The sequence below is a fragment of the Salinibacterium sp. NG253 genome (assembly GCF_015864945.1).
GTDB lineage: Bacteria > Actinomycetota > Actinomycetes > Actinomycetales > Microbacteriaceae > Rhodoglobus.
In genome coordinates this window covers 1018952-1044292 of sequence record NZ_JADYWF010000001.1, presented here as the reverse complement: position 1 = coordinate 1044292, position 25341 = coordinate 1018952, and the positions used below count along the sequence as shown (strand labels likewise).

Below are 25341 nucleotides of genomic sequence, written 5' to 3'. Positions count from 1 at the left end.
GCCCAGTATCTGCGTGTTTCCTGAATGTAACCTGATAGGTCAGGGCGTGTCGGCAAGTTGTTCACCAAATGGTTCATTGAGTATTTGTTAATTTTAAGCATAGGGTGGCCGTATCGGGATCAGGCGAAGGGGAATCAACTGATGAAGAGATTGATCGTAGGAACACTCATCGCGTTTGGCGTTGGAGCTCTCGTGCTCGCCGCCATCACAATTCTCTCGAGCCTCGCACGGTCGCACGATATTGCGTGGTGGAGCGTCAATGGGGTCACCCCAATGTGGCCACTGAGCGTCGGATTCGGCGCTCTCTGGCTGATGGCCTTGAGCTTCGCCTTTCTCGTTCTCCTTTCGATGGTCGGCCTGGTGAAAGACTTCATGATCAAGCGTCGTGCTCGCCTCGAGGGCGAACCGGTCTGAGATAACGCGCCTACCCCGTGAGCTGAAAGAGGTACGCGAACGCGGGCTTGGTGTACGCGATGCCTCGGCCGCTGGCACGAATGAGCTCGGCGTCGGCTTGCTCTGGTTTCTTGGGAATCAGATAGCGATCGAGATCGCTACTGTCGATTCTGTAGCGCCCGTCGCGGTGGTGGACCGCGCCCACCAGAGTCAGCCGTGGATCGAGCGCAGCAAGGCTCGCATCCCCGTGGCTGCTGTTGGCAAGGAAGAGTCCGCGCGGCGCTAGATACCGAGCGCAGGAATCCCACGCGGGGCCGGTGAACAGGGCGATGATCAGGTCGAAGGATGCGTCGGGCAGCGCAAGCTGCTTCAGAAAATCGGCCTTGAGGAAAATGATCTCAGCTGCGGCTCCCGGTAACGTGGCGCCTTCCAACTCGCTCCGGACCCGCTCGGCGTCGGCGAAGAACGCGGCGGCCCGGCGATCGGTGTCGACATAGGTGACGGCGGGAATGCTCGTCGACGGGGAGAGATCGAGATAGCTGCCCACGTTGAGGGCGGATGTCGGTGTCCAGTGCTCGAGCAGCGCACGGTACAGGCCTGACCGGTCGCCGATCGACTCCCGGTAGCTCAGCCACGATGGGCTCGACTGCGATGACGTGGACGATGGCGACTGTGGCATCGAAAGGACTCCCTAGGGTTCCGTGGCGGGGTTCCACCGTAGCCGGTGCGGTTGACGCTGTTGTGGCTCTCGGCGGTGAGCGCGGTGCCGCATCCGTTCATCTCGACTTCAGGGTTAACCGGGAGCAGACTGAAGAGATGGATGACTCAGCTGACACCGTCGCGGGGGATGCCGCGTGCTGGCTGCCGCGCGTCTGCGAGCAATGCGGTGCTCTCGTTGAGGGTGAGCTCCCGGCGCCGTGCTGGCGCTGCGGCGTAATGGTGGGCGGCGAGCAACCAGAGCTGCCCTAAGCGGTCAGGTCTGCGGCATCCAAAATCGTGTAGCTGTAGCCCTGTTCGGCCAAGAACCGTTGGCGGTTTTGTGCGAAGTCTTGGTCGACGGTGTCGCGTGCCACGAGCGTGTAGAAGTTAGCGGGCAGCCCGCTCTCCTTGGGGCGAAGCAGGCGGCCAAGACGCTGAGCTTCCTCTTGGCGTGAGCCGAACGAGCCACTGACTTGCACAGCGACGGTTGCCTCGGGCAGGTCGACTGAGAAGTTGGCAACCTTCGACACGATGAGCACTTTCGTGACGCCGTCGCGGAACTCTTGATACAGACGCTCACGTTCCGGAACAGAGGTGGCACCCGTCAGCTTGGGAGCATTCAGCTGCTCAGACAAATCATCGATCTGGTCGAGGTATTGCCCGATAACGAGAATGCGCTCGCCGGCGTGCTTTTTCACGAGCGCGCGCACCACTTCAGTTTTAGCGGGTGCTGTTGCGGCCAGTCTGTAACGTTCGTCATCAGCGGATGCCGCATACTCAAGCCGCTCGCTCTCGGGGAGGTCAACGCGCACTTCGAAGCAACTGGCGGGGGAGATGAAGCCCTGCGCCTCAATCTCTTTCCACGGGGCATCGAAACGTTTGGGGCCGATGAGGGAGAACACGTCACCCTCGCGCCCATCTTCGCGAACAAGCGTCGCGGTGAGGCCGAGGCGACGGCGCGCTTGCAGATCAGCGGTGAGCTTGAACACGGGCGCAGGCAACAAGTGCACTTCGTCATAAATGACAAGGCCCCAGTCGAGAGCATCCAGCAATGCAAGATGGGCATACTCGCCCTTACGCTTCGCCGTCAGGATTTGGTAGGTCGCGATCGTGACAGGCAAAATCTCTTTCACCTGGCCCGAATACTCACCCACTTCTTCTTCCGTGAGGGTGGTTCGTTTCAAGATTTCGGCTCGCCACTGACGGGCAGAAACCGTGTTGGTGACCAAAATGAGGGTTGTGGTCTTGCTTTGCGCCATCGCGCCGAGACCCACGAGGGTCTTGCCAGCGCCACAGGGCAGCACGACGACGCCTGAACCGTGGTCGAAGAAGTTGTCGATGGCGTGCTGCTGGTACTCGCGCAAACCCCAGCCCGAGGCATCCAGAGCAATCTCGTGAGGTGTGCCTGGCGTGTAGCCGGCGTTGTCTTCAGCCGGCCAACCGAGCTTTAACAGCTCTTGCTTGAGTTGCCCTCTGGCCCACGGCTGAACCACAAAAGTGTGGTCGCCGCGACGCTCGAACAGCAGACTCGCGACCTTCTTGGCACGTGTGATTTCGCGCAACACCGCGGGATCGGTGGCGGTGAGAGTGAGGGCGCCGTCGTCGTCGCGGTCAATAACAAGACGGCCGTAGCGGCCAACTGTCTCCGCGATATCGACGCTGACGCTTTGAGGGATGGGAAACTTCGAATACTTTTCCAGTGTCTCCAGCATCGCTGCAGCATCATGGCCAGCGGCGCGCGCATTCCACAGCCCCAAGCGCGTGATGCGGTAGGTGTGAATGTGCTCAGGAGCCCGCTCCAGCTCCGCAAACACGGCCAAATCATGGCGCGCGTCTTCGGCCAAAGGGTGTGCGACCTCAAGCAGAACCGTGCGGTCAGACTGCACGATCAGAGGTCCGTCGGGTGCTGTGTTCATCCGACCTAGACTACGCCCGGATGCTTAGCGTTCGTTGGTGGCTTCCACCCCGACGATGCTCTTCAGCGGCAACGTTCGCTCAATATCTGCCGCACGGTCGAGGCCGCGCATGCGCCCAGCGGCCACGCTGGAAGGTTCGAGTGTGTACTGCACGAGATGACCATCCGGCATTTTCACCGTGACAAAGAGCAACAGCTTGTTGCGAATCGCGACCTCAATCTGTCGCGACAACCATGCCTGATCTTCGTCGCCGGTAGCGCCGCCCTGACCACTGCGAAGTTTCGCCAGCAGTTTCTCGGGGCCATCGTCATGAGGTTCTTCGACGTGTGAAGCGCTGATTTGGTCGCGTCGCAGCGACAAGATTGTGCCCTCCGAGTTCTCGGCGGCAACCGGGTAACGGGCATCGCTGAGCGCCCAAAAGAGCTGCTCAACACCGAAACGCGAGACCAAACGGTCGCCTTCGAGGCGTAAACCGAATGCTCCAAAGTTGGGGTCAACCGCGATCGACTGCAAGAGAACGGGGTCGGGAGAAATCACATAGCTACCGGCCACGCCAGCCTGGCCAACTCGCACAAGCCCATGACGAGCTGCAGCCTCAGCCAACAAGTATTCGACCGGTTGCGGCACGCCCGTCAAGGAGATCTCGGTCAGGAAGCTGCGAATGCCGTCGAGGGTCTCGCCGAGCGTCATGGCATGGTGCAGGCTCGATCGGGAGATCCGATACGTGGATGCCAGGGCGCGAGTCTCCACGTCAGCGATCACGCGCAACCGGGCATCCAATTGCGGCGCCAACGGTCCTGGCGAAATCACGCTGAGGTCGGGCTGCACATACACCTGGTGCACTTCGTTCGGAAAAACCGCAGCCATGGCGGCTGTTGCTTCCGTCGTGGTGCGGGTGAGCAGTGCAACGCCAGCGCTACTCGGCAGACGATTAGCGGTGACGCCAAGCAAGCTGGCATCCCGGGCATATCGGCGCACCTTCTCGAGCACCGAATCGATCCCCGCGGGGTACAACCAGCGCATGTAGTCTTCGACGCCGTTGCCCCAAAAGCTCTGCGTGCGGTCGGCCAAGATGGTGCGGATGTCATCAGGAATTCCCTGATGCCACGCCTCAGCCAGATGCACCCAGCGTTCGGCCGCACCACGCGACATCCATTCGGTGGCGTCGGCGGTTGGCATCCATTGGGCGTTCGTTGTGGCAATGAGCCCGGCACGTTCGGCGATGTCGACGAGGCCGGCAATTTTGTCGAGCGGCACCGACATGGCTGCCGCCAGCCGCTTTGAGTCGGGGAGCGAGACTCCACCGCGAGCCAGATCGCGCACGGGGCTGGAGCGCAGCTGGTTGATGAGTTCGGTGACCTCGTTGGTGGTGGCGAACGCGTTCTCGGCGGCGATGCTATCGATGCTGTCGCGTTCCGAGGGTTCGACCGACGTGAGAGTGGATGGCGCTGGGGCGTCGAGCAATTCGCCGGTAGATGGCAAACCATCGAACGGCCAGCCGGCCAACTGGTCTGTGACACCGTCTGGGGCGCTGTAGCGACCGCCGCGGTGGATGAGCAGCGCCAGGCTCACGAGTCGATCGAGCCGCCGCTGAACGGCAACCTCGTCGTCACCGAAGGGCCCGACGGCAGAGGCGACTTCCTGCGCGGTGAGAGAAGCAGTGTCAGCGACCACAGCAAGAGTGGCGAGCGTGGGGCGGTCGAGATCTCGCAACACGCGTTCAACAGAAGTGGACTGCTGCAGAGCATCCGCCAGGTCAAAGAAGTCGCTGACGGAGTTGCCGCGCACAATGCGTGAGCGCAACAACTCAAGAAGTTGATCGTCGTCTAGTGCCCGCAGTTGAGCGGCGAGCAAAAGAGCCGCATCGCTAATTGTGGCCATTCCTATATTCACGTTGGCGGCGGCGACCATTCAACACGACAAGGGTGATGATGAAAACGACGCCCAAAGGCAAAGCAAAGTAGGGCATAGTGATCACTACGGGCCACACACCGTAATCGAATACGGTTTGGCCCACTGCGGTAGCAACGACTACGGCGACAAAGCTAAGCACAGCGAGTGCGATCGAGATGGCGACCAGGTAGGCGAGCACACGCTCGATGCGAAGGTCACGTTCAGTTAAGTGATTTGTCACGTTGACAAGGATACGCGCCCGTTTACGTTCTAAGCTTGAGTCACGAATACAAAGGAGCATGCCCATGCCTACCGGCAAGGTTAAGTTTTACGACGACGAGAAGGGTTTTGGCTTCATCATGAGTGATGAAGGCCAAGAGGTCTTCTTGCACGCCTCAGCGCTGCCAGCGGGCACGACTGGGATCAAAGCGGGTACACGCCTCGAGTTCGGCATCGCTGACGGCAAGAAGGGCGCTCAGGCACTCTCCGTGCGCGTCATGGATGCTCCTGCAAGCATGGCCAAGATTAACCGCAAGCCTGCCGATGACATGGCCGTGATCATTGAAGATCTCGTCAAGCTCATGGACGGCATTGGTTCTGGTCTTAAGCGCGGTCGTTACCCCGATAAAGCCCACGGCGCCAAGATCGCCTCCATGCTACGTAAAGTTGCGGACGAACTAGATGCCTAATAGCCAGTACGAAAAGCTTGCTCGAGGGGCACTCCTCGAGATCACCACTGATGCGTCGATTGGTGCGCTCGTCGGTGAGCAGATCGAAAGCGAGGGCACCGTTTCGGTTCTCTTCTCTTCGGCTCTGCCGGGCTATCCGGGCTGGAATTGGACCGTCAGCGTCGCACACGTTGAAGGCGAAGAACCCACGGTTCTCGAAGCAGAACTTATGCCGGCCGAGGGCGCACTGCTCTCGCCTGACTGGGTGCCGTGGTCGGAACGTCTCGCCGAGTACAAGGCCGCGCAGGCTGCAACTGAAGCTGCGGATGCCGAAAAGGCCGCTGCAGAAGAAGCCTCCGACGACGACGATCTCGACGACGATGACGATGAGGGCGACGACGAATTCGGCTCCTCCGTATTGCACGGGGGAGACCTCGACGGTGTTGACATCGACGCATCGGATGACGACGACGACGTGGATGATGACTTCGACACTGGCGCGTTTCGTGGCGGCGACCATGAGGGCGTAAGCGTTGATGACCTCGACGACTCGGGCGACGACGACGACGAAGACGACGAAGACGACGACGATTCAGACGACGCTGAACTCGATGACGACGATGACGACGATGATTCAGACGACGATGATGACGACGATTCGGACGAAGAAGACTAGCGAGTGCGCTTTCCGCGCCGTACGTGCGTGTAGATCAGGCCGATAAGGCCAAGCACGAGCCCCGCAACGGCCGTCCAAAGCCACCACAGGTTTCCGGATGCGTTGAGCGGCTCAATAAAAAGCAGCAGCAGTGCGAGACCGATGATCCACAACACCATGCCCACGAGCATGGCTTTGCGGTCGTCGGTCTGCACCGGCTCAGGATCGGGCCGGCGTTCCGAGTCTTTCAGCCAGATACGCACGGTTTCAGATTAGTGGCTGTTGGCGATCACGTACTCGATCGATGACACCAATTTGCGGATGTCATCCGGCTCGATTGCAACGAAGGTAGCAACGCGCAGTTGGTTGCGGCCCAGTTTGCGGTACGGATCGGTGTCGACGATTCCGTTGGCACGGAGCGTCTTCGAGATCGCGGCGGCATCAATCGCGTCATCGAAGTCGATGGTGGCGATGACTTGCGAGCGGTGCTCCGGGTTGGTGACGAACGGGGTAGCGACATCGCTGGCGGCAGCCCAGTCGTAGAGCACCGACGAGGATTCGCGGGTGCGAGCATCCGCCCACGCAAGCCCACCGTTGCCATTGATCCAGTCGATCTGGTTCTCGAGCAGCAGCAGGGTGCTGAGTGCGGGAGTGTTGAGCGTTTGGTTGAGGCGCGAGTTGTCGATCGCGTTCTTGAGCGACAAGAACTCGGGGATGTAGCGGCCCGATGCTGCGATGTGCTCGACACGCTCGATCGCTGCGGGGGAGAAGAGAGCGATCCACAGGCCGCCATCGGATGCAAAGTTCTTCTGCGGTGCAAAGTAGTAGACGTCAGCCTGGTTGGTGTCGAACTGCACGCCGCCTGCTGCGCTGGTGGCATCCACGACGGTGAGCACGTTTTCGTCATCGAAGCGACGCACCGGCGCCATTACACCGGTGGAGGTTTCGTTTTGTGGGTATGCGAAGACGTCAGCGCCATCGATATCGTCGAGTTCAGCCAGCGACCCGCCCGGGGCGGTGACGACATGAGGCGATTCAAGATGAGGTGCTGCGGCTGCTTTAGCGAACTTGGAACCGAACTCTCCGAAGGAGAGGTGAGCGCTTCGACGTTCGATGAGGGCGAAGGCTGCGGCATCCCAGAATGCGGTGGAGCCTCCATTGCCGAGTACTACTTCGTAGCCCTCAGGAATCTGGAAAAGCTCTCCGAGGCCTGCACGTACGCGGCCAACGAGGTCGCGAACCGGCGCTTGGCGGTGAGAAGTGCCGAGAATGTTTCGCGCGCCAGAAACGAGATGTTCGATCTGTTCGGTGCGCACTTTGGAAGGGCCAGCTCCGAATCGTCCGTCGGAGGGAAGGAGGTCAGTGGGGATCGTCAGGCTCGGCATGCGTCCAATTCTATTGGCCAGTTCGGGCTAGTCTGGTTTCATGACCGATCTCGTTGACACCACCGAGATGTACCTGCGCACGATTCTTGATCTCGAAGAAGAGAACATTGTCCCGTTGCGGGCCCGCATCTCTGAGCGGCTCGGCCACTCTGGCCCGACCGTTTCGCAAACCATCGGCCGCATGGAACGTGACGGCCTTGTTGTCGTCGAAGGCGACCGCCACCTCGAATTTACTGTGGAGGGTCGGCGCCGCGCCACGCATGTGATGCGCAAGCACCGCCTCGCTGAGCGACTCCTCGCCGATGTCATTGGTCTCGATTGGGCGCTCGTTCACGACGAAGCATGCCGGTGGGAGCACGTGATGAGCGAGCAAGTTGAGCGCAAGCTCATCGAGATCCTTGATCACCCCACTGAGTCGCCCTATGGCAACCCGATTCCTGGCTTGGAAGAGTTGGGTGGAGTTGCTGCGGCATCCTTCAGCGACGGGATGGTGAACATTGTTGACCTCGTCGCAGAAACAACGACTCCCGTGACCGGGCTCATCCGTCGACTGGGTGAACCCGTGCAATTCGAACCTGAACTGTTGCAGCAGCTGTTTGGCGCTGGCGTTATGCCTGGCAAGACAGCCACGTTCGCCGCTGCAGATTCGTATGTTGCGGTCACGGTGGAGGGTTTCGGCGAAGGTCTCGAACTGCCCAACGAGGTCGCCGTGCATATCTTTGTGGAGAAGCCGAGCGCGTAGCGTTCTGATTCACTTTTCGAATCTGGCGTTCACCGAGGCGTAACCGTCTCGTCATTCAATTCGGCGCGCCCGCGTGCAAGGAGCCCGAAAAACTGGGTTAGCCTATAGCCCTTGGAGTTCACGAATGAACCGGAGAATCGCATGTTGAGTAGGTGCAGCATCCAAACCGTGGATGCGCGTGCCCACTTTTGCATACGACACAGCAGTACTGTGCGCAGCAGTTTTTGCGCGCTGAATCACTAGGCATCGTCTTTCGACGGTGCCTTTTTGTGTTTCTGCCTCCTTTTCGCTGAATTTCAGGGAAGTCGATTGCCTGCAAGCCGTGCAGGCTCTTTCGAGAGGATGACAATGCGCACTTTGGTACTGAACGCCGGCTATGAGCCGCTCGCGGTCGTGTCCTTCAAACGAGCCGTCGTGCTCGTGATGAATCAGAAAGCGACGGTTGTCGCTGCCGATCCGGATAATCCGGTGTGGAGCGCGAGTGAATCGTGGGAGCGACCGTCGGTCATCATCCTGCGAAATTATGTGCGTATTCCATCGACGCGCAGGTTGCCGGTTTCTCGCCGTGGAGTGCTGCGACGTGACGGTCACCGTTGTGGCTATTGCGGGGCTTCAGCAAACACTATCGACCACATCATGCCGCGCTCGCGCGGTGGTGAAGATTCGTGGGAGAACCTGGTGGCGTGCTGCTTGCGGTGCAACAACAAGAAGAGTGATCGCACTCCCGCGGAGATGAATTGGCGACTGCTCATCAAGCCACGCCCGCCGCACACGAGCGCATGGCTTGTGCGGGGGATTGAAAGGGCACTCCCAGATTGGGAAGAATATTTGGCACCGGCCGCATAACTGTTATGCTGTTGTGATTATTCTTGTGTTCAAGGATTTCCCTAGTTTTCCTTGAATGCGCTCCACTTAAAGGTTCCCGATTGTCCCGTATCTCACCTGATGGCCCGGATGTTTCCGGCGTGCCCTCTGCGGAACCCTCGAGCGAGGCCCCTGTCTTTCTTTCGCGTCGTGAGGCGCGTGCCGCACGCGACGCTGCCCTTGCAGGCACGCCGGTAGTTGCTGCAGTTACGCCGCATATTCCGGTGGCTCCGGCTGCCGTGGCTCTCGAGGAAGCGCCGGTTCTTTACACGGCTGCTTCGGCCGCGCCAATCAATCGTGTTGTTCCCACGGATGCCGAACCGCCTCGTGCGGCGAAGGTTGCCAAGGTCAAGGCCAAGCGCGTCCGCAAGAGCCCACTTCGCGCAGTAGCGTCGATGGCTGTCATTGGTGGCCTTTTCGCTGTCGCCGGGTTGCCGGCCTACGGCCAAGGCGGTCTAATTTCAGAAGATGGCACGCTTGCATCCGCCTCTGTCGTGGCAGATGTTGCTCAAGCAAATGTGCAGTCAGTTACCGTCAGCGCCGAGCTGGAACTTCCGGAGCTCTCGCGCGATCAGTTTGAAGCGACATCGCCCGAAGACCTAGTAGTCATTCAGCAGCAAGACGCGATTGCCTCTGCAAACGCGCTCTACGCTGCATCGGGCGCTCAAGCACTAGGCGATGACTACCCGTGGCCGACTGCAGGCACAAGTCTTTCGCCATTGAACTACTACTACCGCCAGTGCACTGACTTTGTGGCATGGCGATTGAACCGCGACGTCGGATCATTTGCGGCACCGTTCCGTTGGGCATGGGCTGACCTCACGCCAAACGGTGGCGATGCCTACCAGTGGCAGTCTGCATGGCAGGCCCACGGTTGGACCGTGAGTGCGACTCCCGTTGCCGGGTCTGTTGCGTGGTTCGGCTGGGACAACCACGTTGCCTACGTGAAGCAGGTCAATGCCGATGGCTCAGTTTTGCTTGAGGAATACAACTATGTGGCCCTTTCTTATGGCCAGCGCACGATCCCGGCCAGCGAGGTCGAGTCGTTCCTTTACCCGCCAGGCCAGTAGCTGTTTGGCTTGACTGCGCGCTGGTGAGCCTGAAGCCCGCGAGAACGACTCTGTGGAGTAATCGATCATGACTGACGACGAACTCATGACAACGTTCGAAAACAACACGATCGCGCCTGCTGCGTTTTCGCACGAACGTCACGTTCGCGTGGCGTGGTTGCTGGCGCGTACGTATGGCGCTGTCGACGGCTTCGAACGTCTCGTGGTCGGCATCACGAGCATGGCCGGGCGGGCGGGCAAGCCGGATGCTTTTCATGTCACGCTCACTCGCGCCTGGTTCGACCTCATTGCGCTGGTAGATGACGTGGATGACGCACCAGATTTGCTCGACAAGTCCATCATCAAACGCTTCTACTCTCCCGAGCGCATCACCGAGGGTCGCACGCAGTGGTTAGAGCCAGACCTGCAGCCGCTGCAGTATCCGCTGCCCGCCGCGATCGATGGTGCGGCAGCGCCGACCTGGTAACGCTGGCCCTCTGGCTGAGGGCTCTTCGTGCTGCTCTCCGCTACACTCGAAACGCCAGCCTCTGTAGCTCAACGGAAGAGCAACTCCGTCCTAAGGAGCAGGTTGGGGGTTCGAATCCCTCCAGGGGCACACTTACCGTTGCGTTCCTTCGCGTTCAGGTCATGCTCACGAACGACCATCACCATGGAAGACTCTGGTGATACGTAGTGCAGCGTTTCGCCGTTCTTAGATAGAGAGGGCGAGTTATATGTGGTTCGATTCGTGGCCTGACCTGGTCCGCATTGCTGTGGTCGGCACAGCCGGTTACGCAACGCTCCTAATCGTGTTGCGAATCTCTGGCAAGCGCACGCTGTCGCAATTGAATGTCTTTGACTTCGTCGTGACCGTTGCGCTCGGTTCGATCTTCGCGACTCTTTTGCTCAACACCGATGTTTCGTGGTCCGAGGGGCTTGCAGCGTTCGCCGTCATCGCGGCGCTGCAATTTGTTGTCGCGGCGGTAACGGCTCGTTGGCCGGCCGCTCGAAAGGTAGTAACTTCCAGTCCAATCCTGCTCCTGAGCGACGGTGAGATGCGGCACGATGCCCTGAAACGCAGCCGTCTTACTGAGTCTGAGGTGCGTCAGGCAATTCGTGGGAGCGGGTCGGGGGGAGTCTCGGATACCAAATGCGTAGTTCTCGAGACCAATGGAAAGCTCAGCGTGATCTCTGTCGATAAGTATGGCGACGGTTCCGCGCTCGCCGACGTAGAACTGTGACCAGGACTCAGCGTTTGCCGTTCACCTGAGCGTTACCGCTGGGCTAACCGCGGTGTTTAGCGTGGGCACCAACATGAGCGAGTTGAGATGGCGTGGCACAGCGGCGGGGGAGTTCCCTCTCATCGCTTCGGTGCAAGAACACGGCATGCTCGACGACGCACTTGAGAGCGATGTGGCGCGGATAAACCTGTTGGTGGGAGACATCAACTGTCTCGCGGGCATGGTTTCACGCATCCATGACGCCGGAAAAACCGCACATGTTCATCTCGAACTTGTGGGCGGAATCAGCCGCGACGGTGCTGCGGTGCAGTTCCTTGTCGAACACGTGGGCGTCGACGGAATTATCACCACCAAGAGCGCTGCTGTCGCCGCCGCCCGAAAACTCGGCATCGCATCGGTACAACGATTTTTTGCTGTCGATACTCACGCCGTCGAGAACGCCATGCGCCAAGTGCATGCCAGCCGGCCCACCGAGGTGGAAGTGATGCCAGGGCTCATGCCACGAATCATTCGCGATCTGCGTGCCAGCATCCAGCAGCCCCTCATCGTGGGCGGGCTCATCCGTCATCCTGAAGAAATTGACGCCGTTCTCGAATGCGGCGCCGACTATGTTTCCACCGGAAACCCCGCACTGTGGCGGCGTCGACGGTCAAGAATTCACACCCGCGTCGCCTAAACCCGATGCGTGCCGAGACGGGTAACCGCCTCACGAGAACAACCAGCAGCACCCACAATCGAATAACAACCCCAGGGCAGAGTCACTAGAGAGCACCCGGAGGGTCAGCACGTTTAGCGCGCACCGCAACAGCGGTGTCGAGCGTTGAGCGTGCTGACTCCCCGGGTTTTTTTATGCCATGAACTCATCGAAAGAAGCACACATGACCGCCACACCACTCATCCTCGGCCACCGAGGTGCCATGGCCTACGCCCCCGAAAACACGCTCGAAGCCTATGAACTCGGTGCTGATCAGGGAGCCGACGGCATGGAGATCGACATTCACGCCACCCGCGACGGCATGATCGTGGCCATCCACGACGACACTATCGATCGCACCTCCAACGGCACAGGCCGTGTGTCGGAGCACCTGTTCGATGAGCTGCGCCGACTCGACTTCGGCACGGGACTGCCGGGAGACTTCGCTGGGGCGCGCATCCCGAGCTTGGATGAGATCTTCGACCTTGTTGAGCGCCGCGACCTCGTGCTCAACATCGAAGTCAAAGACATCTACCGTCACGATGACTCCTATGGCGAATTAGCCCGACGTGCCGCCGACGAAGTTCTGCGCCGCAGCCTCGTCGACCACGTGTTCTTCTCTTCGTTCAACCACACCTCAATGGCCGACCTCAAAAACAGCCACCCTGAGGTGCGCACCGGGCTGCTTCACATGATGTCGCTGCACGAGATCGGCAACTACGCTGCCACGACCGGAGCGGATGCCATCCATCCCGCTCATCTGGCCGTCACGCCCGAGACCATGCGGCAGGCGCGCGCGGCGAACCTTGCCGTGAATGCTTGGACTCTCCCAGCGCCATTCTCCAGCCGGAGTGAGGCGGAACAGATCGACGACCTCATCGCCGCCGGTGTTGATTCGATCATCACGAATACCCCGGATATCGCTGTCGCGCGGCGAGCAGCGCTCGTGAAAGCAGAGGCGCTCGTATGACTCTCGTTTTTGCGCGTCGAGGTGCCGCCGACGTCGCACCGGAGAATTCTCTCGCCGCGATTGAGCAGTCGCTTCGCCGTGGGGCTGACGGGGTCGAAATCGACGTTCGACTCTCGCGGGATGCTGAACTTGTCGCGCTTCGCGGCGCAAGCGTTCTCTACGATGGTCAGCCAAACGCGCTTGTCGAAGAGCTCACCTTGGCTGAGCTGAAGACGGTCGACATTGGCGTTGGGCGCGAGGGATTCGCTGGCACCCGAATTCCGACGGTTGCTGAAGTGGTCGAGTTGCTGGCCGGTTCCGATGCCCATCTCATCCTTGATGTGAAGGAAGACCCGCAGCACAGCGAGGGAGCCAGCCCCGCCGCTGTTGCGGTCGCAGAGCTCGTACACAAGCGTCGTATGCACGAGCGCGTGACAATCACCTCCACTAATCATGTGTCGATGGCGGCGCTTGCTGTCGCGCATCCGTCTCTCAAGATTGGACTTCGCCACCTTGTCGTGATGGAAGAGGCCGCATCGTATGCCGCTGCGATCGGCGCGATCGCCCTTCACCCGATCGCTGTCGGCGCCGCCACGGGCGACGTGCATGGTGCGCGAGCTCTTGGCGTGATGGTGTGCGCCTCCACCCTGGTTGCCGAGTTCTGGCCCGTCACCGAAGAAGAGCAGCTCGATCAACTCTTTGCTCTCGGGGTTGACGCTGTGGTCACCGATTCGTACCAATCTGCTCTCAACCGTCGAGGAGAATCCGCATGAGCCCCGCACGTCCGCCCGTTTGGGACAGCCGCATCATCGCCCACCGCGGAGCCAGCAGCTACGCGCCCGAGAACACACTTGCGGCGTTCGAGCTTGCCGCCGAAATGGGAGCGACCAAGATCGAATTGGATGTTGACGTTACAAGCGACGGACACCTGGTCGTCTTGCACGACCCCCGTGTCGATCGCACGTCAGACGGCATGGGCTGGGCGCGGGATTTCACTCTCGCCGAGTTGCGCGTGCTCAACTTCGATCGCGGCTTTGAGGGCCAGTTCGCTCGCGCGGTTACTCGCATCCCGACGCTCAGCGAAGTGTTGTCGTTCGCGGCCGAGCGAGGCATTTGGGTCAACATCGAGACGAAAGATTTCACCAACTCGTGGGGTGCTGTCAACGATCTCGTTGCCGCGGAAGTTCGCGCGCATGATGGGGTTGACTCGACCCTGATCTCGTCGATCAACCATCGCGCTATCGCTGGTTTCGCTCGCTCCTACCCAGAGTTCACGACGGCGATCGCGTTCGTCGAAACCTTCGCCGACCTGCCCGGCTACGCCCGACGCTGTGGCGCGAGCGTGCTGCATCCACATTTCTCGCTCATCAACGAGCGATTTGTGGCGGAAGCGCGCGAGCACGGTCTCGGTATCAACGCCTGGACCGTCGATGATGACGCCACCGCTGATCGCATTCTCGAGTTTGATGTCGACGCCATCATGACCAACCGACCCGATGTCGGTGCACGCAACCATCTCGCAGTCCACGCCACGGAGGCACACGCATGAGCCAGATCGAACTTCGTAACGTCGGTAAGTCCTACGGCGATAAAGAAATCATCCCGAGTCTCGACCTCACTATTGAGGCGGGCAGCTTCTCAGTGCTGGTCGGGCCGTCTGGCTGCGGCAAGTCAACAACGCTGCGCATGATCGCCGGTCTCGAGAAGCCAACTACGGGCACGATCTCCATTGGCGGTCAGACAGTGGATGACGTCGCGCCGGGCCGTCGTGGCGTCGCGATGGTTTTTCAGAACTACGCGATCTACCCGACGATGACGGTGGAAGAGAACATCGAATTCGGGCTGCGCAACAACAAGGTTCCTAAACTGGAGCGCCGCGAACTCGTGCACGAGATTGCGGAGACCGTTGGCCTCACCCCGCACTTGCGCAAGAATCCGGACGCGCTCTCGGGCGGTGAACGCCAGCGGGTTGCGTTGGCGCGCGCCATGGTCAAAAAGCCTGCCGTCTTTCTCATGGATGAACCGCTCTCGAACCTCGATGCGAAGCTGCGCCAGCACATGCGCATCGAACTCATCGAGCTCCACGAACGCCTAGGAGCAACCTTCGTTTACGTCACTCACGACCAGGTCGAAGCGATGAGCATGGGCACCTCGATCGTGCTCATGGACTCGGGCCGCATTCAACAGCAATCGGCACCGACCGAGCTGTACGCGAAACCGCAGAACGTCTTCACCAGTCGCTTCATCGGAACACCGCCCATGAACGTTGTGCCCATCGATGCATTCGGGGCGGATGTCGCGGCCGATGCCCCCGCCGGCGCTGAGTGGCTCGGGGTGCGCCCTGAGCGACTCACTTTTGCCGACGCCAGCCGCCCCGCGGTGCCCGGCGAAACCGAGCTCACGGTCACCATCATCGCCCTTGAAAACCTCGGAGCGGAACTCGTGTACCGCGCCGCGATGCCCGACGGCTCCCGAATTGCGATCAAACGCTTCGACGAAATTGCGCGCCCCCTCGGCGACACTCTCGTGCGGGTCGAGACTAACGACATCCACTGGTTTGATGCCAACGAAGAGCGCATCGCCGAACCCGCTATCTCCGGTCAGGTTCGCGAGGTTGTCACCGCATGAAAACCTCGCTACTGAGGGATCGCCGCCTGCTGCCGTATGTCCTGATCGCGCCGGCGCTCGTCATTCTCGCGGTCTTCTACCTGTATCCGATCGGCTACAACGCGGTGCTCAGCGTGTTCTCGTGGGATCTCCGCGGCCCGATGACGTTTGTCGGATTCGGAAACTTCGCCGAGCTCTTCACCGACCCCGACTTTGGCAAGGTCGTTCAGAACACGCTCGTCTACATGGGCATGGAAGTCTCGCTCGTGATGATCTTCGGGCTGATCTTGGCGCTGTTCTTGAATCGCCAAGGGTGGCTCAGCGAGTTCTTGCAAGGGGTGAGTTTTGCGCCCAACGTGATCGCGCTCGTCTCCGTCTCGCTCATCTTTGTGTGGTTGATGGATGACGACATCGGGCTGTTCAATCAGATGCTCGGCGCAATCGGCGTCGAGCCTGTTGGCTGGCTTTCCGATACCGACGTCGCCCTCTTCTCGCTCGTTCTCGTGTCGGTGTGGAAGTCGGTGGGGCTGAACGCGCTCATCATTCTTTCGGCGCTGCAGTCCATCCCTGGCTATTTGTTCGAGGCTGCTGACCTCGACAACGCTTCGGCGTGGACGCGCTTTCGCAAGATTACGATTCCGATGATCTCGCCGACGCTGTTCTTCCTTGTGCTGGTGAATGTCATTGGGTCGTTTCAGGCCTTCGACACGATCAACGTGATGACGCAGGGCGGGCCGCAGAGCTCAACTAACACGCTCATCTTCAGTGTGTACCGCGAAGGCTTCGAGTACTACCGCGTCGGTTATGCCGCCGCTATTGCCGTGGTGCTGATGGTGCTCGTGGGGCTCATCACCGTTCTCTACTTCCGCGCGTTCCAGAAAAGAGTGCACTACCGATGACAACCACAATCGCGCCTCCCGCGCCGCCCGCATCCGCAAAGAACTCTCGTCAGAGCGGTGACGGAAACTCGCCGCCATCGCCGCCGACACTGCGCGGGGTCACGCCGCGCGTAGGCGCTACCCTCTGGAAGGTCGTGCGGGTCATCGCCCGTATCGTGATCTCGCTAGCCCTCGTGCTGGTGTTCGCCGGGCCGTTTTACTGGATGGTGCTCACCGCCTTTCAGACGGCATCCGAAGCGCTGTCGATCCCCCCTCAGTTCTGGGTCGATTCCCTCCGCTGGGACAACTTCGTCGCCGCCTTCGACCGGGTGAACTTCGGCCACTTTGCACTGAACTCGGCGATCGTGACGGGTGGGACCCTGCTCGGGCAGTTCCTGATCATCGTGCCCGCCGCCTATGCGTTCGCGCGTTTCCAGTTCAAGGGTCGCGACGTTCTCTTCGGCGTGGTGCTGGCCACCATGATGATTCCCGGGCAGCTCATCTTTCTCCCGGTGTTTGCGATGTACGCCAAGATGGGGCTGCTCAATACGCACCTCTCGCTCATCTTGCCGTTCATCGCGAGCGGGTTTGGCATCTTCTTGTTGCGCCAAACTTTCATGCGAGTGCCCGACAGCTTGATCGAAGCGGCGCGACTCGATCATGCGAGTGAGTTCACGATCATCCGTCGCATCATGCTGCCGCTGGCCAAACCGACGATCGTGACCATCGGGCTGATCACGTTCATTGGCACCTGGAATAACTACTTCTTCCCGCTGGTATGGACCACAACGGATGCCGTTCGCACGCTTCCCGTGGCCATACCGCGACTCGAAGCCCTCGATGAGATCGCACCGACCATCGTGATGGCGGGAAACATGCTCCTCGTCGTGCCGATCCTTATCGTCTTCCTCCTTGCGCGCCGCCACATCATCTCGGCGTTCACCTATACCGGCGTCAAGTGATGCCCCTCAGTTTCCCTGTCCGCACTAACTCACAACGCACCACCTCAACACGCACCATCTCAACCACATCAAAGAAAGGCACCACCATGTCCTCCACCCGTTCTTCGCGAGGTCGGGCACGCGCCGGCGTGCTCGCTTCGATTGCTCTCGGCTCGGTTCTGCTCTCTGGCTGCACCGCAGCCAATGCGGATGCCGCTAGCTACACCTACGAGCCCGGTGAGGAGACCGTCGAGCTTGAGTTCTGGACCGCCGCTGTTGAAGATGTGAACCAGGAACTCGTTGACATGTTCAACGAGACCCGCGGTGAAGAACTCAACATCCACGTCACCGCCAACTACCAGGGCGACTACGTTGAGACCGAGCAGAAGGTCAACGCCGCAGCGCTCGCTGACACTCTTCCCAACATGTTTGTGGATGAGGTCGGCATGACTGACCGTTTCGCTCGCGCCACCACCACGCTCAACCTCGAGCCGTACATGGCTGCTGTCGAAATGGACGACGCGGACTTCCAGATGGGCGAAACCGACAACCTCTACGTTGACGGCGACATGTATGCCTTCCCGCACATGCGCAGTGTTCCTGTCATGTACGTGAACCAAGACATGATGCGTGAACTCGGCCTCAAAGAGACCGGCCCCGAGACCTTCGACGAGTTCGAGGAGTACCTCGAGGCTGCTCACGACTACGTCGGCGGCCCCGCGATGATCTTCTGCGACTACGACTTCTGGGTTATGGAAGCACTCTTCTACTCGTACGGCGGAACCGCTGTGCTCAACGATGACGAGACCGCGTCGATGTATGACACCGAGGGTGCTATCAAGACGATCGAGTGGATCGCCGACCTCGAAGACCGCGACCTCATCAAGGTCACCGGAGCTGCAGACGTGAGTGCATTCTTCGCTGCGGCCGGCAGTGCCGACACTGCCTTCACGTTTTTGAGCTCGGGCGGCATCCAGTCGATCCTCGGCCTCGCTGCTGGCAACGGAGTGGATGTTGGTGTCTCGCTGATTCCCGCCGGCGAGAACGGTCAGCGTGGTGTTTCGGTCGGTGGATCGAACATCTACCTCGCCAACACCGGTACGGACCAAGAGAAGGCCGCAGCATTCGAGTTCATGAAGTGGACGAGCGACACCGAGCGGGCTGCCTACTCCTCGTCGCGCACCGGTTACCTTCCGGTTCGTCTCTCCGCGCTTGAGACCGACGTGATCCAAGACCTTATGGAAACCACTCCGGGCTACGCCGTTGCTGCTGAGCAGATCACCTACGGCAAGCCTCGTCCGGCCACAAAGGCCTACAGCGAACTCGAAGACCTCATGACCGAGCGCATCCACGCCATCTACTTCGACGACCTCGACGCGTCAGAAGCGATGCCGGCGCTCGCTGAAGAAGTCAACGAAGTGCTGAACCGCTAGCGTTCTCTACACGCACGACAGCAACGGCCGTGAACGGGGAAACCCGCTCGCGGCCGTTGTGCCGTGAGGAGCACACGCGAACAGCACGTCGCGGATGGAAGGGTCTTTGGGGCGGTGCCCATCAGCGCAGTGTCACGTTCGCACGCACACCTCTAGTCGTACCAACGCCACCGTTGTAGCGTGGGGCTATGACAACAGGCGTGTCGGAGGAACCGTGGCACGCGCTCGATTCTGCTGAGGCGTTTGTTCGTCTGAAGACGAGCGCGCAGGGACTGAGCGCCGCCGAGGCCACCGAACGGCAAGCCGAGTATGGGCCGAATCGGTTGGAAGTGCGCAAGCCAACGCCCGCCATAGTGGTGGCATTGCGACAGTTTCGTTCGCCGCTGATCGCGATCCTGTTGGTGGCCGCGACGATTACGCTGCTGCAGCAAGATTGGGTCGACTCGACCGCCATTCTCATTGTGCTCGTGCTGAATGCCTCGATTGGTTTCTGGGAAGAGACCCGGGCCGAGCGAGAAATGCGAGCCCTCGCCTCGCTTGCTGTTCCCCGGGCACGCGCTCTGCGGGACGGCCACGTCATCCGTCTTCGAGCGGTGGAGCTCGTTCCGGGTGATGTTGTCACGCTGGAGAGCGGTGAGCAGGTAACCGCCGACGTCAGAATTGTTGATGCTCACGCGCTTCAGGTTGATGAATCGATGCTCACGGGCGAGTCGGAGCAGGTTCACAAAACTCCTGACGCGGTTCCCGCGCATGCGGCGACGGCTGACCGCCGCGGGATGCTCTACAGCGGTACGTTCGTCACGTCTGGCCGTGCTCGTGGTGTGGTCGTCGCGACGGGACGAGACACGGAGCTGGGGCGGATAAACGAACTGATCCAAACTCGCCCGGAGAAGACGCCACTCCAGCGGAGCATCAACAGTCTCGAACGCCGCATTGGAGTTTTCGTTGCAGTTGTTGCCGTGGCGGTGATCGCCACTGGTCTGCTGCTCGGCGAAGAACTCGAATCAGTCTTGCTGTCGGCGATCGCCATGGCGGTAGCAACCATCCCTGAAGCCTTGCCCGTCGTGATGACGGTCGCGCTGGCACTCGGAGTGCGCCGGATGGCAACCCAGGGCGCGATCGTGCGCACGCTGCCGGCCGCCGAAACACTCGGCTCGACGACGGTGATTGCGAGTGACAAGACGGGCACGCTCACGCAAAACCGCCTCGCCGTCGAGCGGGTGTGGGTGCCAGACCGCGGCGTCATTGAGGTTGAGGGCATGCGTTACGAGCCGAGTGGGGTGCTGCACGACCTCATCATGGCGGGTGCCCTCGTGAACGAGGCACACTCTCGCGATGACGACGAAGGCGGTTTCATCGGTGATGCCGTCGATGTTGCGCTTGCGGCGCTCGCTCGCTCGCTTGGCGTTACGAGTGACGATGACGAGCCCGATCAGGTGGCACGGCTGCCGTACGAACCACAGAACCGTTATTCACAGTCGCTGCGCCGTCACGACCAGCGGGAGACGGATGCGGCACTCATGCTTTACGTCAAGGGCGCGCCAGAGCTCGTGCTCTCGATGTGTAGCGAGGAGGCCGGGGGAGGCTCCCTCGATGCGACCGCACGCCAGCGGGTGTACGACGCCCAGGCTGACCTGGCTAGCGATGGTTACCGCGTGTTGGCAATCGCCTGTCGAAGTGTGGAGCACAACGAGCTCACGGGTCCGGAACTTCCGCACCCCAGCAAGCTGCAACTGCTCGGTCTTGTTGCTCTCACCGACCCTCCGCGAGCGGAGGCCCTCGAGTCGATAGCCCTCTGTGTCGGGGCGGGGATCCGAGTCATCATGGTGACGGGTGACCACCCGTTGACGGCTACTACGATCGCACGACGACTCGGAATCGCCGACTGTGACGATGTAATCACGGGGGCTCAACTCGACGACTTAGATGATGCTGCGCTAGCTGACCGGGTGGCTCACGCTGGCGTTATCGCGCGTGTTTCACCGTCAGACAAGCTTCGCGTTGTTCAGGCGTTGCAAGCGATTGGGGAAACGGTTGCAGTAACGGGGGACGGCGTGAACGACGCCCCCGCGCTGAAAGCGGCCGCTATCGGTGTTGCGATGGGCAAGGCGGGCACTGACGTTGCGCGAGAAGCTGCGGATGTCGTGCTCACTGATGATCGTTTTGCCACCGTTGTCGAGGCGGTTCGGCAGGGCCGCATCGTGTTCTCGGCCATCCGCAAATCAACGTTCTTTCTGTTGTCGACTGGCTTCGGAATCATGCTGGCAGTTGCTATCAGCTTCTTTTTCGATCAGCCACTGCTGCTTATCCCGGTGCAGGTGCTGTGGATCAACGTTGTCACGAGCGGTCTGCAAGATGTTGCGCTCGCGTTTGAACCCGCCGAGGGGGACGAGCTTCGGCGGAGGCCGCGGGCAGCGCGCGAGGGGATCCTGTCGCGTGAGTTGTGGATGCGCACCGTGATGTCGTCGACCTGGATGGCGACCGTGCTGATCATCACGTTCCAACTGGCGCTCGCCGCAGGCTATGAACTGGATCGCGTGCGCACGATCACGATGACGGTCTTTGTGCTGATGAGCTTCTTCCAAGCAGGTAGTGCGCGTACCGAGCGACGTTCGCTCTTCACCATTAGTCCGTTCAGCAACCCGTTCCTTGTTGCGACCGCCGTCGGCTCGCTTGGGTTGCAGTGGCTTGTGATGACGTGGCCGGTCAGCGCCAGTGTGTTGCAACTCGTTCCCCTCACGCCCGGGGAATGGCTGGGGTGCGCAGCCGCCGCGTCGACCGTGCTGATTGTCATCGAGGTCGAAAAGCTTGTGCGCCGAACGCTGGTGCGGCGTTCGAGGTTGTGAGCTCAACACAGACGCGTAGCGAGAGAACGGATGCTGTTTTCTCTCGCTACGCCTGAAGCATTCTTAGTCCTACTCGTACCGCAGCGACTCCACCGGGTCGGCCTTAGCAGCACGGGCGGCGGGCAGGGTGCCCGCGAGGAACGCGATCGCCATGACGACCAAGATGATGACGGTGACCGAGAGCGGGTCGAAGGCAATCAGTGTGAGCCCCGGGAGGTCAGCGAGGAGTGCCCCAGCGAGCACCGAACTGATGCCTGTTCCGACGAGCATCCCGATGCCGACACCGATCGCGCTCCCGAGGAAGCCGATGATGACTGCTTCGAGGCTGAAGAGCCCGAAGATCTTGCCGCCGCCCATTCCCATGGCTTTCATGAGACCGATTTCGCGGGTGCGTTCCTGCACCGACATGAAGAGGGTATTCACGATGCCGAAGCTTGCTGCCAGTAGGGCGATGATGGCGAAGGCGTTCAGCACAAGAACGATGGCGTCGATGATGGTCTTGAACGTTCCGAGCTGATCGGCCACGGTGGTGCCCGTGTAACCGGCATCGGTGAGGCGTTCCTTGAGAGCCGTGACATCGGCATCCGTCGCGGCAGCATCGAAGCGGATGCTCGCCTGGGCGTAGCGCTCCTGCTCGTCGAGCGAGATCCCGATGTTCTGCGTTGTGTAGAGCTCGTCGGTCAGCGCATCGTTCACGACCAGTCCACCGGCACCAGTGGCGGCGATGCTCTCTTCGGCTACGCCCACGATGGTGGCGTCGACGAGGTGCTGAGTGCGCTCCGCATCCGTAATTGCGATCGTGAGGGTCTGGCCCACAGCGGCATCAGCGTCAGCGAAGCCGAGCGACTCCACATAAGAGATGGGCACGTTCAGTTCGAAGGCATCCGAATCGGCAGACGGGGCCGCACCAGCAGCGAGCTGCACGGTCTGGCCATCAACGAGTCCGCCCACGGAGGTCAGGTATTGGGGGCCGTCGCCCGCCTGGATCCAGTCAGGAGAAATCGACTTGGTTGCCTCAACATCGAGGACGCCGTCAATGCTAGCGAGCGCCTCTAGATCGTCGGGGGTGAGCGCCACCACGGTGGAGCCAGGACGGTTAAAGCCGTCGCTGGCAATCGCATCGGGGTCGTATTCGGCGGGCCCAGAGCTGTCGGCGAAGCCGGCGTTGGCGTCTTGGCTTACTGACACGGTCATCACGTCTTCTGCGCCGATCGCGGTCACCGTGTCATCGATGTAGCGGTTGATGCCCGTGCCGAGCCCGTTGGTGATCGTGAGAGTGAAAGCACCCACGAAGATCGCGAGGATCGTCAGAACGGTGCGAGTCTTTGAGCGGAAGGTATTGGATGCGGCGGTGCCGATCAGGTCGAGAACGTTCATGCGGCCACCTCCGTGGTGTCGTTGACGAGGAGTCCGTCGCGAATATAAATGCGGCGATCACAGCGGGCAGCCAACTCGTCATCATGGGTGACGACAATCAGGGTGATGCCCTTGTCGCGGTTGAGTGCGAAGAGAATGTCTTCGACATTGCCTCCCGTCGCGGTGTCCAAGTTTCCGGTGGGTTCATCCGCGAAAATGATGCGCGGGTTGTTGACGAGCGCGCGGGCGATCACCGAACGCTGCTTCTGACCGCCCGACAGGTTGACGGCCTTGTTCGACGCTTTGTCATCCATTTCCAATTGCTCAAGAGCGGCGTGCGCGCGTGCCTTCCGCTCGCTGCGGCGCACCCCGGCAATCTTCATCGGGAGCATAACGTTCTCCAGAACGGAGATGTTGGCAGTGAGAAAGAACTGTTGGAACACAAACCCGAACGTCTTGTTGCGCGCACGATTGAGCTTTTTGCCCTTCAACGTGCTGGTGTCGATCCCTTCGAGCTCAACCGTTCCGGAGGTCGGGGCATCGAGGAGCGCGAGCACGTGCATGAGGGTCGACTTTCCCGATCCACTCTTGCCGATGATCGCGACGCTCTCACCTTCGTTGATGTCGAAGGTGACACCTTTGAGCGCGTCAAAGCGATTGGGGCCTTTGCCGTAGGACTTGTGGACATCCTTGACTCGGATGATAGGGGTAGTCATACGCCCTAGTCTCGCTGACTTCAGCGCTGAGCGAGTCAGCCGAGGGGAGTCACTGGCCTACGGCGAGAGAAGTATCTTCTGTTGTCTACTTCTTAAGCGCGGCTTGGCGTTTCTGCTCAGCAGCACGCTCGAGTCGTTCGATGCGCAGCACGTCGACGAGCAGCAGGGCAATCGGCACCACGGATGCGACGCCCCACCATTCTTGATCTCCGCCGGTGTTCACGTAGATGACGTTAAACACCACGGCCCAGATGAGCCCGCCGATGAGCCATACCAACCGCCACCACGGAGTGGTGAGTTGGCGGATGCGTGCCTTCACGAGGGAGGGCTTGGCTGGGGGAGTGGCGTTGTCTGGCATGTCTGCTGGCGCGGAGTCGTGCATCCGCCAACTCTACGTTCTCTCTGTGCTCGCTGGGAAAAGCGTCATGGTTCCATGGGATCTGAGGGATGCTGAGATTTTCTTTTCTAAAGTTGACGAGGCGCCACCGCGCTATTCACTATTGAGAAAAGGGAGACCATGGCACACGACCAGTACACCTTCGTTGATCCCACCACTCGCTTCGAGAAGGTTTCGCCGCCGAAGCAGCATCAGCCGGAACCCGGTCTTGACTCAGAGCTGAAGCCGCTCGCTGATCTTGGCGAAGACAGTTATCGCGGCAGCGGCCGTCTCTCGGGCCGCCGCGCACTCATCACGGGTGCCGACTCGGGAATTGGGGGCGCTGTCGCAATTGCGTTCGCGCGAGAAGGCGCCGATGTTGCCCTCTCCTATCTCCCGAGCGAACAGAGCGATGCCGAGCGCATTGCAGCGCTCATTCGGGATGCCGGGCAGCAAGCACACCTCTTCCCTGGCGACATTTCGAACGCGGAAGCCTGCCGCACTCTCGTCGCCGATGCCGCTGAAAAACTGGGCGGTCTCGATACTCTCGTGAACAACGCGGGGAAGCAGGTCTTTTGCACCAAGCTGGAAGATCTCACCGACGAGGCATTCGATCAGACGTTCAAGACGAATGTCTATGCAATGTTCTGGATCACTAAGGCCGCACTCGAACACTTGCCGGCCGGCTCCACCATTATCAACACCACTTCCGTTCAGGCCTACAAGCCGTCGCCGGTGCTCGTCGACTACGCCTCGACGAAGGCGGCGATCAATTCATTTACGAAGGCGACAGCGGCTCAGCTGGCTGAGCGCGGTATTCGAGTCAATGCGGTTGCCCCAGGGCCGGTGTGGACGCCTTTGCAAGTGTCAGATGGCCAGCCTCAAGAGAAGATCGCCAGCTTCGGGCACGATACCCCTCTGGGGCGAGTCGGCCAGCCCGCTGAAATGGCGCCGGCGTACGTGTTCTTGGCATCGGCTGAATCGAGCTACGTCATCGGCGAAACGCTCAACGCCAATGGGGGGATTCCGACGCCCTAGCC

At 60.5% G+C, this 25341-nt stretch carries 28 protein-coding genes and 1 tRNA gene; 20 read left to right on the top strand and 9 right to left on the bottom strand.

Annotation, left to right across the window (positions count from 1 at the left end; translation table 11 throughout):
• Window positions 1–141: 141 nt before the first annotated feature.
• A complete protein-coding gene (locus I6E52_RS05055) occupies window positions 142–414 on the top strand; it encodes a hypothetical protein (protein WP_197136447.1) in 273 nt (90 codons plus the stop codon).
• Window positions 415–424: 10 nt separating this feature from the next.
• Here the strand turns inward: I6E52_RS05055 and I6E52_RS05050 are convergent, their stop codons facing one another.
• The gene (locus I6E52_RS05050; protein ID WP_197155317.1) at window positions 425–1072 is read right to left on the bottom strand and encodes a hypothetical protein; all 648 of its coding nucleotides are present in this window, start codon (window positions 1070–1072) and stop codon (window positions 425–427) included.
• On the opposite strand from I6E52_RS05050, the gene I6E52_RS05045 reads away from it, so the two are divergent.
• Window positions 1066–1362 carry a hypothetical protein gene (locus I6E52_RS05045; RefSeq protein WP_197155315.1) on the top strand — a complete coding sequence of 99 codons (297 nt, stop codon included), beginning with the start codon at window positions 1066–1068 and terminating at the stop codon, window positions 1360–1362. The genes I6E52_RS05050 and I6E52_RS05045 overlap by 7 nt on opposite strands.
• On the opposite strand, the gene I6E52_RS05040 is transcribed toward I6E52_RS05045, so the two are convergent.
• Genes I6E52_RS05040 through I6E52_RS05030 form a run of 3 tightly spaced genes read right to left on the bottom strand, consistent with a single transcriptional unit; the run spans window position 1359 to window position 5142 of the window.
• Window positions 1359–3008: a DNA repair helicase XPB gene (locus tag I6E52_RS05040; RefSeq protein ID WP_197155313.1), complete on the bottom strand. Its 1650-nt coding sequence runs from the start codon at window positions 3006–3008 to the stop codon at window positions 1359–1361. The two genes, I6E52_RS05045 and I6E52_RS05040, sit on opposite strands and share 4 nt — an antisense overlap.
• A gap of 24 nt (window positions 3009–3032) precedes the next feature.
• Window positions 3033–4889 (bottom strand): helicase-associated domain-containing protein, encoded by a 1857-nt coding sequence (locus I6E52_RS05035; protein WP_197155311.1) that lies wholly within the window; start codon window positions 4887–4889, stop codon window positions 3033–3035.
• Complete coding sequence (locus tag I6E52_RS05030) at window positions 4876–5142, bottom strand: hypothetical protein (protein WP_307842393.1); 267 nt, start codon at window positions 5140–5142, stop codon at window positions 4876–4878. The genes I6E52_RS05035 and I6E52_RS05030 overlap by 14 nt, the downstream gene beginning before the upstream one ends.
• 64 nt (window positions 5143–5206) lie before the next feature.
• Between I6E52_RS05030 and I6E52_RS05025 the strand changes: the two genes are divergently transcribed.
• Window positions 5207–5590, top strand: a complete 384-nt coding sequence (locus I6E52_RS05025; protein ID WP_197123460.1) for a cold-shock protein — start codon at window positions 5207–5209, stop codon at window positions 5588–5590.
• A complete protein-coding gene (locus tag I6E52_RS05020) occupies window positions 5583–6245 on the top strand; it encodes a DUF3027 domain-containing protein (RefSeq protein ID WP_197155309.1) in 663 nt (220 codons plus the stop codon). The genes I6E52_RS05025 and I6E52_RS05020 overlap by 8 nt, the downstream gene beginning before the upstream one ends.
• On the opposite strand, the gene I6E52_RS05015 is transcribed toward I6E52_RS05020, so the two are convergent.
• Together I6E52_RS05015 and serC are read right to left on the bottom strand one after the other, a co-directional pair.
• Window positions 6242–6487, bottom strand: coding sequence for a DUF2530 domain-containing protein (locus tag I6E52_RS05015; RefSeq protein ID WP_197123464.1), 246 nt, complete (start codon window positions 6485–6487; stop codon window positions 6242–6244). The genes I6E52_RS05020 and I6E52_RS05015 overlap by 4 nt on opposite strands.
• A gap of 9 nt (window positions 6488–6496) precedes the next feature.
• A complete protein-coding gene (gene serC, locus I6E52_RS05010) occupies window positions 6497–7609 on the bottom strand; it encodes a phosphoserine transaminase (RefSeq protein ID WP_197155308.1) in 1113 nt (370 codons plus the stop codon).
• Window positions 7610–7649: 40 nt separating this feature from the next.
• Here serC and I6E52_RS05005 point away from each other — a divergent pair, with 40 nt between their 5' ends.
• The 15 genes from I6E52_RS05005 (at window position 7650) to I6E52_RS14425 (ending at window position 21853) form a co-directional block, all read left to right on the top strand.
• On the top strand, window positions 7650–8351 hold the full coding sequence (locus I6E52_RS05005; RefSeq protein ID WP_197155307.1) for a metal-dependent transcriptional regulator: 702 nt from the start codon (window positions 7650–7652) through the stop codon (window positions 8349–8351).
• 348 nt (window positions 8352–8699) lie between these two features.
• Window positions 8700–9197, top strand: a complete 498-nt coding sequence (locus tag I6E52_RS05000; protein WP_197123471.1) for an HNH endonuclease — start codon at window positions 8700–8702, stop codon at window positions 9195–9197.
• Window positions 9198–9277: 80 nt separating this feature from the next.
• Window positions 9278–10285: a CHAP domain-containing protein gene (locus I6E52_RS04995; RefSeq protein WP_197155306.1), complete on the top strand. Its 1008-nt coding sequence runs from the start codon at window positions 9278–9280 to the stop codon at window positions 10283–10285.
• A gap of 67 nt (window positions 10286–10352) precedes the next feature.
• Window positions 10353–10751, top strand: a complete 399-nt coding sequence (locus I6E52_RS04990) for a hypothetical protein (RefSeq protein ID WP_197155305.1) — start codon at window positions 10353–10355, stop codon at window positions 10749–10751.
• Window positions 10752–10808: 57 nt separating this feature from the next.
• A tRNA-Arg gene (locus I6E52_RS04985) sits at window positions 10809–10880 on the top strand.
• 118 nt (window positions 10881–10998) lie between these two features.
• Window positions 10999–11505, top strand: a complete 507-nt coding sequence (locus tag I6E52_RS04980; RefSeq protein ID WP_197155303.1) for a DUF421 domain-containing protein — start codon at window positions 10999–11001, stop codon at window positions 11503–11505.
• Between the two features lie 73 nt (window positions 11506–11578).
• A complete protein-coding gene (locus I6E52_RS04975; protein ID WP_197155302.1) occupies window positions 11579–12181 on the top strand; it encodes a glycerol-3-phosphate responsive antiterminator in 603 nt (200 codons plus the stop codon).
• 202 nt (window positions 12182–12383) lie between these two features.
• Window positions 12384–13169 carry a glycerophosphodiester phosphodiesterase family protein gene (locus I6E52_RS04970; RefSeq protein WP_197155301.1) on the top strand — a complete coding sequence of 262 codons (786 nt, stop codon included), beginning with the start codon at window positions 12384–12386 and terminating at the stop codon, window positions 13167–13169.
• A complete protein-coding gene (locus I6E52_RS04965) occupies window positions 13166–13921 on the top strand; it encodes a glycerophosphodiester phosphodiesterase family protein (RefSeq protein ID WP_197155300.1) in 756 nt (251 codons plus the stop codon). Before I6E52_RS04970 ends, I6E52_RS04965 begins: the two co-directional genes overlap by 4 nt.
• Window positions 13918–14697, top strand: coding sequence for a glycerophosphodiester phosphodiesterase family protein (locus tag I6E52_RS04960; RefSeq protein ID WP_197155299.1), 780 nt, complete (start codon window positions 13918–13920; stop codon window positions 14695–14697). Before I6E52_RS04965 ends, I6E52_RS04960 begins: the two co-directional genes overlap by 4 nt.
• Window positions 14694–15776 carry an ABC transporter ATP-binding protein gene (locus I6E52_RS04955; RefSeq protein WP_197155298.1) on the top strand — a complete coding sequence of 361 codons (1083 nt, stop codon included), beginning with the start codon at window positions 14694–14696 and terminating at the stop codon, window positions 15774–15776. Before I6E52_RS04960 ends, I6E52_RS04955 begins: the two co-directional genes overlap by 4 nt.
• Window positions 15773–16654 (top strand): carbohydrate ABC transporter permease, encoded by an 882-nt coding sequence (locus tag I6E52_RS04950; RefSeq protein ID WP_197155296.1) that lies wholly within the window; start codon window positions 15773–15775, stop codon window positions 16652–16654. The genes I6E52_RS04955 and I6E52_RS04950 overlap by 4 nt, the downstream gene beginning before the upstream one ends.
• Complete coding sequence (locus I6E52_RS04945) at window positions 16651–17595, top strand: carbohydrate ABC transporter permease (RefSeq protein ID WP_197155294.1); 945 nt, start codon at window positions 16651–16653, stop codon at window positions 17593–17595. Before I6E52_RS04950 ends, I6E52_RS04945 begins: the two co-directional genes overlap by 4 nt.
• An 86-nt stretch (window positions 17596–17681) precedes the next feature.
• Complete coding sequence (locus tag I6E52_RS04940; protein ID WP_197155292.1) at window positions 17682–19007, top strand: extracellular solute-binding protein; 1326 nt, start codon at window positions 17682–17684, stop codon at window positions 19005–19007.
• Window positions 19008–19195: 188 nt separating this feature from the next.
• On the top strand, window positions 19196–21853 hold the full coding sequence (locus I6E52_RS14425; RefSeq protein WP_197155290.1) for an HAD-IC family P-type ATPase: 2658 nt from the start codon (window positions 19196–19198) through the stop codon (window positions 21851–21853).
• 69 nt (window positions 21854–21922) lie between these two features.
• Here I6E52_RS14425 and I6E52_RS04930 read toward each other — a convergent pair whose 3' ends face one another.
• From I6E52_RS04930 to I6E52_RS04920, 3 genes are all read right to left on the bottom strand, one after another.
• Window positions 21923–23230, bottom strand: coding sequence for an ABC transporter permease (locus I6E52_RS04930; RefSeq protein WP_197155289.1), 1308 nt, complete (start codon window positions 23228–23230; stop codon window positions 21923–21925).
• On the bottom strand, window positions 23227–23925 hold the full coding sequence (locus I6E52_RS04925) for an ABC transporter ATP-binding protein (protein WP_197136430.1): 699 nt from the start codon (window positions 23923–23925) through the stop codon (window positions 23227–23229). The genes I6E52_RS04930 and I6E52_RS04925 overlap by 4 nt, the downstream gene beginning before the upstream one ends.
• Window positions 23926–24010: 85 nt before the next feature.
• Entirely contained in the window at window positions 24011–24307 is a 297-nt protein-coding gene (locus I6E52_RS04920) for a hypothetical protein (protein ID WP_197155288.1), read from the bottom strand.
• Window positions 24308–24442: 135 nt separating this feature from the next.
• Here I6E52_RS04920 and I6E52_RS04915 point away from each other — a divergent pair, with 135 nt between their 5' ends.
• A complete protein-coding gene (locus I6E52_RS04915; RefSeq protein WP_197155287.1) occupies window positions 24443–25339 on the top strand; it encodes an SDR family oxidoreductase in 897 nt (298 codons plus the stop codon).
• Window positions 25340–25341: the final 2 nt, after the last annotated feature.

Bases quoted from the DNA above. Each gene is read 5' to 3' on its own strand.
- I6E52_RS04925 (WP_197136430.1), bottom strand. From the start codon at position 23,925: ATGACTACCCCTATCATCCGAGTCAAGGATGTCCACAAGTCCTACGGC.
- I6E52_RS04970 (WP_197155301.1), top strand. From the start codon at position 12,384: ATGACCGCCACACCACTCATCCTCGGCCACCGAGGTGCCATGGCCTAC.
- I6E52_RS04930 (WP_197155289.1), bottom strand. From the start codon at position 23,230: ATGAACGTTCTCGACCTGATCGGCACCGCCGCATCCAATACCTTCCGC.
- I6E52_RS04920 (WP_197155288.1), bottom strand. From the start codon at position 24,307: ATGCACGACTCCGCGCCAGCAGACATGCCAGACAACGCCACTCCCCCA.
- I6E52_RS05055 (WP_197136447.1), top strand. From the start codon at position 142: ATGAAGAGATTGATCGTAGGAACACTCATCGCGTTTGGCGTTGGAGCT.
- I6E52_RS04955 (WP_197155298.1), top strand. From the start codon at position 14,694: ATGAGCCAGATCGAACTTCGTAACGTCGGTAAGTCCTACGGCGATAAA.
- I6E52_RS05040 (WP_197155313.1), bottom strand. From the start codon at position 3,008: ATGAACACAGCACCCGACGGACCTCTGATCGTGCAGTCTGACCGCACG.
- I6E52_RS14425 (WP_197155290.1), top strand. From the start codon at position 19,196: ATGACAACAGGCGTGTCGGAGGAACCGTGGCACGCGCTCGATTCTGCT.
- I6E52_RS05035 (WP_197155311.1), bottom strand. From the start codon at position 4,889: ATGGCCACAATTAGCGATGCGGCTCTTTTGCTCGCCGCTCAACTGCGG.
- I6E52_RS04950 (WP_197155296.1), top strand. From the start codon at position 15,773: ATGAAAACCTCGCTACTGAGGGATCGCCGCCTGCTGCCGTATGTCCTG.
- I6E52_RS04965 (WP_197155300.1), top strand. From the start codon at position 13,166: ATGACTCTCGTTTTTGCGCGTCGAGGTGCCGCCGACGTCGCACCGGAG.
- I6E52_RS04945 (WP_197155294.1), top strand. From the start codon at position 16,651: ATGACAACCACAATCGCGCCTCCCGCGCCGCCCGCATCCGCAAAGAAC.
- I6E52_RS05020 (WP_197155309.1), top strand. From the start codon at position 5,583: ATGCCTAATAGCCAGTACGAAAAGCTTGCTCGAGGGGCACTCCTCGAG.
- I6E52_RS04915 (WP_197155287.1), top strand. From the start codon at position 24,443: ATGGCACACGACCAGTACACCTTCGTTGATCCCACCACTCGCTTCGAG.
- I6E52_RS05005 (WP_197155307.1), top strand. From the start codon at position 7,650: ATGACCGATCTCGTTGACACCACCGAGATGTACCTGCGCACGATTCTT.
- I6E52_RS04990 (WP_197155305.1), top strand. From the start codon at position 10,353: ATGACTGACGACGAACTCATGACAACGTTCGAAAACAACACGATCGCG.
- I6E52_RS05025 (WP_197123460.1), top strand. From the start codon at position 5,207: ATGCCTACCGGCAAGGTTAAGTTTTACGACGACGAGAAGGGTTTTGGC.
- serC (WP_197155308.1), bottom strand. From the start codon at position 7,609: ATGCCGAGCCTGACGATCCCCACTGACCTCCTTCCCTCCGACGGACGA.
- I6E52_RS04940 (WP_197155292.1), top strand. From the start codon at position 17,682: ATGTCCTCCACCCGTTCTTCGCGAGGTCGGGCACGCGCCGGCGTGCTC.
- I6E52_RS04980 (WP_197155303.1), top strand. From the start codon at position 10,999: ATGTGGTTCGATTCGTGGCCTGACCTGGTCCGCATTGCTGTGGTCGGC.
- I6E52_RS04960 (WP_197155299.1), top strand. From the start codon at position 13,918: ATGAGCCCCGCACGTCCGCCCGTTTGGGACAGCCGCATCATCGCCCAC.
- I6E52_RS05000 (WP_197123471.1), top strand. From the start codon at position 8,700: ATGCGCACTTTGGTACTGAACGCCGGCTATGAGCCGCTCGCGGTCGTG.
- I6E52_RS05050 (WP_197155317.1), bottom strand. From the start codon at position 1,072: ATGCCACAGTCGCCATCGTCCACGTCATCGCAGTCGAGCCCATCGTGG.
- I6E52_RS04975 (WP_197155302.1), top strand. From the start codon at position 11,579: ATGAGCGAGTTGAGATGGCGTGGCACAGCGGCGGGGGAGTTCCCTCTC.